Genomic DNA, 8,803 nt, shown 5'->3' with positions numbered 1-8,803 from the left:
CCCGCCCGCCCGTTTCCAGTGGGACAGCAGCTTCGGGCCGGCAACGGGGCCACGTCGACCTTTGCCTCACGTCCACCGCACTTCCGGTGCCGGGAGAGGTCGTTCGGCGGCTTTCCGCCTGCTCCCGCTGTGGGCGGTCACCGTGCCGCTCCCTGCTGTGGGCAGCTGGGCCGCCAGGGGCGGCCAGGGGCGGCACGGGTGGGCACAGCCCAGGCCGACGGTGCCATGACGGTCGGTTCCTAGCGTGGGCGCAGGGTGAGGAGTTGCTCGCCGTCGTCCGTGGAGAGGACCTCGAAGCGGTCAATTCCCCCCGGACGGAGGCCCGTGCCGCCGGTGGTTTCCATGGGGCGGCCGGGGCCCCGCCACGTCGTGACGACGTCGCGGGAGCCGTCCGTCCCGACGGCGACGAGTTCGCAGGCCCGCCCCCGGCCGGGGTCCCGCACCTGGAGGTCGACCTCCGTTCCCCAGGCCCGCCCCCGGGCGGTGACCACGGCCGCCATCCCGCTGCGACCGTCGCGCGCAGCGACCCGCAGCGCCCCGTCACCCCCGCCCGCGCTCAGCACGGCCGCCGCGGGCCCCACGACGGCCAGTACAAGCCCCGCGGCGACGGCCCCGGCCCACCGCCGGCGCCGCACGCGTCGGACCCGCCCGGTCTCGTCTATGAGCCGGTCGAGCAGCCGGGGCCCGGGCACGGCGGCGGCCGGATCGTAGGCGTACGGCACGGAACCCCCGTACGCCTTCAACAGCCGTGCGGGGAGCGCGAGTTCGGACAGCCGCGCGCGGCAGTGGGCGCAGTCCATGAGGTGATCCTCGAAGCGGAACGTGTCCGTCTCGTCGAGGACGCCGAGCGCGTAGGCGCCGGCGTCACGATGCCGCTCCAGGGACCTCATGGCGTTCCTTGTCGGTGAGGGTGCTTCTTGCCCTCCCGTACGCAATCGGCCCCTGAATCACTCAAACCGAATCACTTAAGCGGGTTCAGAACGAGCGGGTTCAGAACGAGCGGGTTCAGAAGAGCTGGATCGCCAGGTGGCCGAGCGGCAGGCCCAGCTGCCACGCGGGCGTCCACACCTTCGGCACGTCGTCGTCATCGTCGAGCCCGGCCCCGCCGCCACCGCCGGGCACCGCGTCCAGGTCCGGCGCGAGCAGCTCCGTCTCCTCCAGCCAGCGCCACGCCGCCTCGGCGAGCACCAGGTCGGGCGCGGGGCCCCGCGCGGCCATCGCGTCGGCGGCGAGGCCGTCCATGCGTTCGCGCACCCACTCCTGCCAGGGCTGGTCGTGCGCCGTCAGGCAGAGCCAGGAGTCGAGCTGCGAGACCACCCGGATGCAGGACAGCTCGCCGTGGGTGTCCGACAGGAAGATGGTCAGCGCGAGCGCGTCGCGCCCGGCCCGGTACTCGAACGACGTCGGCGGCATCAGGTCGCCGGTGCGGAGCAACTCGTCCGCGATGTACTCGGCGTACAGCCAGGCCATCGGGACCGTCAGCTCGTCTCCGCCGGGGCCCTGGGCGCCGTCCGTGCTCTCGTGCAGCATCACGCTCCGCCTTCCTGTGCTCCGTGTACGCGTCACCGGCTTCTGGCCCCCCACCCGGAACACGGATGAGGACAGCCGATTACCCAACAGGGGTGCCGAGCAAGGCGCTTTACGGAGCCTTGACCCGGGCCTCGGTTTCGCCGCAGGTCGGGGCGGGCGTGTTCTTCGGGTCACAGTGCGCCGGATTTGGTCCTTTTCAGTGACTGGCGCGGCATTGCTCCTTGACTCACCCTTATATGCGTATGTGGATCTGTTGTAACTATTATCTCCTCATGCGAAGGCGCGGTCGATGACACAGCGCACACGCCACCCCCGGCCCGCCCGGCGCACCGGACACACCCGGCGGGGGCTGGCCGTCCTCACGGCCGCTCTCGTCGGTGCCGCCGCGGCCTGCGCCGCCCAGCAGCCGTCCGGGCCCGGGAATCCGGCCTCCGCGGCGGGCGGCGGCGCGGGCGACGCCCCGGCCGGCGCGGCGCGGGCGACGCCCGGGCCTTCACGCTCGTCGCCTCCGGCGACGTGCTGCCGCACGCCTCGATCATCCGCCGGGCGAACGCCGACGCGGGCGGCGAGGGCTACGACTTCGCGCCCATGCTCGCGGGCGCGAAGTCCGTCGTCGCCAAGGCGGACCTGGCGATCTGTCACATGGAGACGGTGTACGGCGCGAACGGCGACTACACGGGATATCCGACCTTCAAGTCGCCCCCGCAGGTGGCCCGCGCGCTCAGGACCACCGGCTACGACGCGTGCTCCACGGCGTCCAACCACACCCTCGACGACGGCGCGGACGGCATCCACCGCACCCTGGCCGCCCTCGACCGGGCGGGCGTCAAGCACGCGGGCTCCGGCCGGACGGCCACCGAGGGCCGCTCCCCGGCCTGGCTGCGCGCGGGCGGCGCGAAGGTCGCCCAGCTCGCGTACACGTACGGCACCAACGGCATCCCGCTGCCCGAGGGCCGGCCCTGGTCGGTCAACCTCATCGACAAGGACCGCATCCTCTCCGACGCCCGCGCCGCCCGGAAGGCGGGCGCCGACGTCGTGGTGGTCTCGCTGCACTGGGGCACCGAGTGGCAGGACGACCCGAACCGTCAGCAGCTCTCCCTCGGGAGGCAGTTGACGTCCGCGCGCACGGACGGCCGGCCGGACGTCGACCTGATCCTCGGCACGCACGCGCACGTCCCGCAGGCGTACGAGAAGGTCAACGGGACGTGGATCCTCTACGGCATGGGCGACCAGATCGCCGGCGCCATGGTCAACCACGAGGGCGCCCAGGACCCGCGCGGAAACCAGGGCACCGCGGGACGCTTCACCTTCGCCGCCCCCGAACGGCCCGGAGGCCGCTGGGAGGTGACGAAGGCCGAGTTCGTGCCGTTCTGGTTCGACGCGGACGAGGGCCGCCTCGTCAACCTCAACCGCGCCCTCGACCGCGGCGCCGACCTCGGCGACGTACGCGACCGCATCCGTCGCGTCACCCTCAGCCGCGGCGCGGGCGGGGACGGCCTGGTGATGGGGGAGTAGCCCCGGCTAGCGGGTGGTGTGCTCCGTCTTCGCCAGCTCCGACTTGCGGTAGGAGTACGCGAAGTACACGACCAGGCCCAGCGCGAACCACACCGCGAAGCGCGCCCAGGTCTGCCACTCCAGGAACGTGATGAGCCAGATGGAGAAGACGACGCCGATCGCGGGCACCACCGGCATGCCGGGGCAGCGGAACGTACGCGGCAGCTCGGGCTGCTTGTAGCGCAGCACGATCACCGCGACGCACACCACGACGAACGCAAGCAGGATGCCGATGTTGGTGAGTTCGGCCGCCTCGCCGATCGGCAGGAAACCGGCGATGGCGGCGGACGCGAAGCCGACGATCCAGGTGACGCGGGTCGGCACGTGCCGCGTCTCGTGGGTCTTCGCGAACCACTTCGGCAGCAGCCCGTCGCGGCTCATCGAGAACCACACGCGCGTGCAGCCCAGCATGAACGTGAACATCACCGTGAGGATGCCGATGATCGCGCCGACCGCGATGACGTCCGCGAGCCCGCCGAGCCCCGCCGCCTTGAACGCCGAGGAGAAGCCGCTCTCCGGGTCGATGTCCTTGTAGTCCTGCATGCCGGTCAGGACCAGGCAGGCGAGGACGTACAGGACCATCGAGATGGCCAGCGAGTACAGGATCGCCTTCGGCATGTGGCGCTGCGCGTCCTTGGACTCCTCGGCGGCCGTGCTCATGGCGTCGTACCCGAAGACCGCGAAGAACACCGTGGCCGCGCCCGTGAAGGCGCCGCTGACGCCGAACGGGAAGAACGGCTCGTAGTTGCCCGTCTCGACGTGGAAGAAGCCGACGCCGATGACCAGGATCACGACGAGGACCTTCAGGATCACGACGACCATCTCGAAACGGGCCGCGTTCTTGATGCCGAGGGTGAGCATGTACGCGATGAACAGGCACAGGACCGCCGCGAACAGGTCGACCTTGTGGCCGTCGCCGGTGCCGGGCGCGCCCAGCATCCAGGTGGGCAGCTCCGCGCCCATCTCGTTCAGCAGGAAGTTGAAGTACCCGGAGATGCCGATCGCGACCACCGCGACGATCGCCGTGTACTCCAGGAGCAGGTCCCAGCCGATGAACCAGCCCGCGAGCTCGCCGAGCACCGCGTAGCCGTAGGTGTAGGCCGAGCCCGCCTTCGGGATCAGGCCCGCGAACTCGGCGTACGAGAACGCGGCCGCGGCGCTCGCCACGCCCGCGATCAGGAACGAGATGAGGACCGCGGGGCCCGCCTTCTCGTTGGCGACGGTGCCCGCGAGGGTGAAGATCCCGGCACCGATGATGCCGCCCACGCCGATCGCGGTGAGCTGCCACAGGCCGAGCGTGCGGGTGAGCTGGGTGCTCGCGCCGCCCGCCTCGGTGTCCTCGATACGTTCGATGGGCTTGCGGCGCAGGACTCCCTGCCCCGGTCGTAGTCCGGCCATGAGCCTCACCTCTTCGCTGGCGGCGGTCGGCTGATGGCCGATCATGATGGCCCAGCGGCCCACGGCACGGAAGACGCCACGCATCACGCGTGGCCGCGCGGGGGCACCGGGGGTGAGGTTCGCCCGGTCGGCCCTGTGCCGGCGCCTACGGCACCACCGTGACCGGCCAGCGGCCCGCCTTCACCAGGCGCACCGCGACCGAACCGACGATGCGGTGGCCCGCCTGCTCGGACGCGCCGACCACGACGGCGTCCGCCTTCAGGTCGTCGGCGGCGGTGACCAGGCCGTTGTACGGATCCCCGCGGAAGGTGTGGAACTCCCAGCGCACGTCGAATATGTCCTTCACGCGCTCCGTCGCGTCACGGATCTCGGCGATCAGGGCCTCCGCGATCTCCTCGGTGGTGTCCGCGACCGGCGCGCCGAGCGCGGCGCCCGCGGCGAGCACCGGCTGCACATAGACGACGGCGAGCAGCGCCCGCTGCCGCCTGGCCAGGCCCCCGGCATATGCCGCGGCGCGGAGCGAGGAGTCCGAGCCGTCGACGCCGACGACGATCACCTTCGGCCCGTCGGTGCCGCGTTCGAACTGATGGGACTGTTGGGAGGCGTCTTCCGTCACACCACCGAGGCTAGCCCAGGCCCCGAGGGTCTCGGGGCCTGGGTGCTTGTGTGCGGTCGCCCCGTAAGGGGCGCGGGGAACTTTCCCCGCGCCCCTTCGGGGCGCGCTCGCTCGCCCGGGCGGGCGGGTCTCCCGACGGGCGGCGTGGCCCGGGTCTTCTTAGAGTCGATGCATGAGTGGCTCCGAGGACGTGCCGGGCGGCGCCCGGAGTGTTCTGCGCCGGGTCCCGGAGGGCTTCGCGGGCTTCTTCGGCAGCCTCGGCCTGTTCTGCGCGGTCCTCGCCGTCATCGCACCGCTGCGGCACCTGCTGCGGCCGGTGGTCCGCTTCCTCGACCTGATCACCGTCCCGGTCAGCGCCAACCTCGCGTACGCCGTCTTCCTCTTCCTGCTCGCCGCCGCCATCGCGGCCCGCAAGAAGGTCGCCTGGTGGCTCGTCGTCATCTATCTGGGCCTGCTGCTCGCCTTCGACGTCCTCGGGATCGCCCTCGGCTACTGGGCCGAGTCGGTGCCGTCGATGGTCCTATGCGGGGCGGCGCTGGTTTTGCTGATCCTCGCGCGCGGTGAGTTCTCCGCCGATTCGCGGCGCGGCGCCGTCCGGCGGTCCTTCGGCGTGCTCGCGGCGGGGCTCGGGCTCGCGATCCTGCTCGGCTGGGGGCTCGTCGAGCTGTTCCCCAGCACGCTGCCGCGCGGCGAGCGCCTGCTGTGGGCGGCGAACCGGGTCTGCGGCGGACTCATCCACGGCCACGAGTACTTCGACGGCTCGCCGCCGCGCCCGCTCTTCTTCCTCCTCGGCCTGTTCGGCGCGCTCGCCCTGCTGAACGCCGCCATGACGCTGTTCCGTTCGCAGCGCATGGAGGCGGCGCTGCACGGCGACGAGGAGTCCCGCATCCGCGCCCTGCTCGGCCGGTACGGGGACCAGGACTCCCTCGGCTACTTCGCCACCCGGCGCGACAAGGCCGTCGTCTTCTCGCCCAGCGGCAAGGCCGCCGTGACCTACCGCGTCGAGGCCGGTGTCTGCCTGGCCAGCGGCGACCCGGTCGGCGACCGCGAGGCATGGCCGCACGCGATCGGCGCCTGGCTGGACGTGGCGCGGCGCTACGCCTGGGCGCCCGCCGTGATGGGCGCGTCCGAGGAGGGCGCGAAGGCGTTCGCCCGCGCCGGGCTCGGCGCCCTGCAACTGGGCGACGAGGCCATCCTGCACGTGCCCGACTTCGACCTGGACGGCCGCGACATGCGCGTCACGCGCCAGGCCGTGAACCGGGTCCGCCGCACCGGCGCCACCGCCCGCGTACGCCGCCACGCCACCCTCACCGACGAGGAGATGGAGGAGATCGTCGACAAGGCGGACGCCTGGCGGGACACCGAGACCGAACGTGGCTTCTCCATGGCGCTCGACCGGCTCGGCGACCCCGAGGACGGCGACTGCCTGCTCGTCGAGGCCCTCGACCCCGACGGCCGGCTCCTCGCGCTGCTCTCCCTCGTGCCCTGGGGCAGGGACGGCATCTCCCTGGACCTGATGCGCCGCGACCGCAGCGCGCCCAACGGCGTCATGGAGTTCATGGTCGCCGAACTGTGCGCCGCGGCACCGAAGTTCGGGGTGAAGCGGATCTCGCTGAACTTCGCCGTGTTCCGGTCGGTGTTCGAGGAGGGCGCCCGGATCGGCGCGGGCCCGGTCCTCCGGCTCTGGCGCCGGCTGCTGCTGTTCTTCTCCAAGTGGTGGCAGCTGGAGGCCCTGTACCGGTCCAACGCCAAGTACCACCCCGAGTGGTACCCGCGCTTCATCTGCTACGGCGACATCGGCTCGCTGGCCCGCATCAGCCTCGCCTCCGGCATCGCCGAGGGCTTCGTCTCCGTGCCGTCGCTGCGCAAACTGTGGGGCAAGGGCCACACCAAGCCGCGCGGCGTCACCAAGCCCGCCACCACCGAGGGCCTGCCGTCCATCGCCGCGCTCGGCCTCGGCACCGCCGACGGCGAGACGCCCCGCGACCCCGTCGAGGCGCTGCCCGAACAGATCCGCATCCGGCACCGCAAGCTCGACCGGCTGCGCGCGGACGGCATCGACCCCTACCCGGTCGGCACCCCGCCCCGCACCCATGAACTCGCCGCCATCCACCCCGAGATGACGGGCGATCAGGTCACGGTCGCGGGCCGCGTCATGCTCGTACGCGACTTCGGCGGCGTCGTCTTCGCCGTGCTGCGCGACTGGTCCGGCGACCTCCAGCTCGCCTTCACCCGCGACCGCTCCGGCCAGGACCTCCTGGACGCCTTCACCGCGGGCACCGACATCGGCGACCACATCACCGCGAGCGGCGAGGTCGGCCGCAGCGAGCGGGGCGAGCGGACGGTCTTCGTCACCGGCTGGCAGCTCACCGGCAAGTGCCTGCGCCCGCTGCCCGACAAGCGCCGCGGCCTCACCGACCCCGAGGCCAAGGTCCGCCGACGCTACCTCGACCTGGTCGCCAGCCCCACCGCCCGCGACGCCGTGCGCGCCCGCTCCACCGCCGTCCAGGCCCTGCGCCAGGGCCTGCTCGACCGCGGCTACCTGGAGGTCGAGACGCCGATGCTCCAGCAGATCCACGGCGGCGCCAACGCCCGCCCCTTCACCACCCACATCAACGCCTACGACCTCGACCTGTACCTGCGCATCGCCCCCGAGCTGTACCTGAAGCGGCTGTGCGTCGGCGGCATGGAGAAGGTCTTCGAGATGGGCCGCACCTTCCGCAACGAAGGCGTCTCCTACAAGCACAACCCCGAGTTCACCATGCTGGAGGCATACCAGGCGTTCGCCGACTACGACGTGATGCTCGACCTGACCCGCGAGCTCATCCAGGGCGCCGCGACCGCCGCCTTCGGCGCGGCGACCGCCCGCAAGGCCGACGCCGAGGGGCGCGTCACCGAGTACGACATCTCCGGTGCCTGGCCGGTCAAGACCGTGTACGGGGCCATCTCCGAGGCGCTGGGGGAGCACGTCGACGCGGACACCGAACTGCCCGCCCTGCACCGGCTGTGCGACCGCGCGCACGTCCCGTACACCCTCGACGACGGCCGCGGCGACGTCGTCCTCGAAATGTACGAGCGCCTCGTCGAGGAGAGGACGACGCTGCCCACCTTCTACAAGGACTTCCCGACCGACGTCTCCCCGCTCACCCGCCAGCACCGCGCCGACCCGCGGCTCGCCGAGCGCTGGGACCTCGTCGCCTTCGGCACCGAACTGGGCACCGCCTACTCGGAGTTGACCGACCCCGTCGAACAGCGCCGGCGCCTCACCGCGCAGTCGCTGCTCGCCGCCGGGGGAGACCCCGAGGCGATGGAGCTCGACGAGGACTTCCTCGACGCCCTGGAGTACGCCATGCCGCCCACCGGAGGGCTCGGCATCGGCGTCGACCGGCTCGTCATGTTCCTCACCGGCCTCACCATCCGCGAGACGCTGCCGTTCCCGCTGGTCCGCCGCCGCTGACCACCCCGCCGCGCGCGAGGCCGCTGGTCCCATCGGGTGCATTCCGGCGCCGCTCGGGTGCAATAGCGCGCCGCGCCAGTGTCGCGGAGACGTCCCGGCCTTCGGCCATGCGACGGATTAATGATGAAAACCGATCAGCTGCCACCGGCGCGCCGGGTCCTGCTCCGCTGCGCCGCCGTGCTCGGCGCGGCCGCCACGGCCCGGCTCCTGACCGCGGACACCGCCGCCACCCCCGGCCCGGCCGCGTC

At 72.2% G+C, this 8,803-nt stretch carries 5 protein-coding genes and 1 pseudogene; 2 read left to right on the top strand and 4 right to left on the bottom strand.

Features of this window, described 5'->3' with window-relative positions; all coding sequences use genetic code 11:
• Window positions 1-239 precede the first annotated feature (239 nt).
• Together STRAU_RS31945 and STRAU_RS31940 are read right to left on the bottom strand one after the other, a co-directional pair.
• Window positions 240-890 (bottom strand): zf-HC2 domain-containing protein, encoded by a 651-nt coding sequence (locus tag STRAU_RS31945; RefSeq protein ID WP_016644549.1) that lies wholly within the window; start codon window positions 888-890, stop codon window positions 240-242.
• A 115-nt stretch (window positions 891-1,005) separates the two neighbouring features.
• Entirely contained in the window at window positions 1,006-1,530 is a 525-nt protein-coding gene (locus STRAU_RS31940; protein ID WP_016644548.1) for a hypothetical protein, read from the bottom strand.
• A 289-nt stretch (window positions 1,531-1,819) separates the two neighbouring features.
• Between STRAU_RS31940 and STRAU_RS31935 the strand changes: the two are divergent.
• Window positions 1,820-3,045: pseudogene (locus STRAU_RS31935) on the top strand (CapA family protein).
• A 6-nt stretch (window positions 3,046-3,051) separates the two neighbouring features.
• Here STRAU_RS31935 and STRAU_RS31930 read toward each other — a convergent pair.
• Together STRAU_RS31930 and STRAU_RS31925 are read right to left on the bottom strand one after the other, a co-directional pair.
• Window positions 3,052-4,482, bottom strand: coding sequence for an amino acid permease (locus STRAU_RS31930; RefSeq protein ID WP_037663299.1), 1,431 nt, complete (start codon window positions 4,480-4,482; stop codon window positions 3,052-3,054).
• Window positions 4,483-4,627: 145 nt separating this feature from the next.
• Window positions 4,628-5,098: a universal stress protein gene (locus STRAU_RS31925; protein WP_016644545.1), complete on the bottom strand. Its 471-nt coding sequence runs from the start codon at window positions 5,096-5,098 to the stop codon at window positions 4,628-4,630.
• A 172-nt stretch (window positions 5,099-5,270) separates the two neighbouring features.
• On the opposite strand from STRAU_RS31925, the gene lysX reads away from it, so the two are divergent.
• The gene (gene lysX, locus STRAU_RS31920; RefSeq protein WP_016644544.1) at window positions 5,271-8,555 is read left to right on the top strand and encodes a bifunctional lysylphosphatidylglycerol synthetase/lysine--tRNA ligase LysX; all 3,285 of its coding nucleotides are present in this window, start codon (window positions 5,271-5,273) and stop codon (window positions 8,553-8,555) included.
• Window positions 8,556-8,803 lie beyond the last annotated feature (248 nt).

The sequence above is a fragment of the Streptomyces aurantiacus JA 4570 genome, assembly GCF_000414115.1.
Classification (GTDB): Bacteria; Actinomycetota; Actinomycetes; order Streptomycetales; family Streptomycetaceae; genus Streptomyces; species Streptomyces aurantiacus_A.
The sequence above is the reverse complement of the archived record's forward strand: the minus strand, read 5'-3'. Positions and strand labels throughout refer to the sequence as shown.

Coding starts and splice junctions, on each gene's coding strand:
- STRAU_RS31940 (WP_016644548.1), bottom strand. CDS start 1,530: ATGCTGCACGAGAGCACGGACGGCGCCCAGGGCCCCGGCGGAGACGAG.
- STRAU_RS31930 (WP_037663299.1), bottom strand. CDS start 4,482: ATGGCCGGACTACGACCGGGGCAGGGAGTCCTGCGCCGCAAGCCCATC.
- lysX (WP_016644544.1), top strand. CDS start 5,271: ATGAGTGGCTCCGAGGACGTGCCGGGCGGCGCCCGGAGTGTTCTGCGC.
- STRAU_RS31945 (WP_016644549.1), bottom strand. CDS start 890: ATGAGGTCCCTGGAGCGGCATCGTGACGCCGGCGCCTACGCGCTCGGC.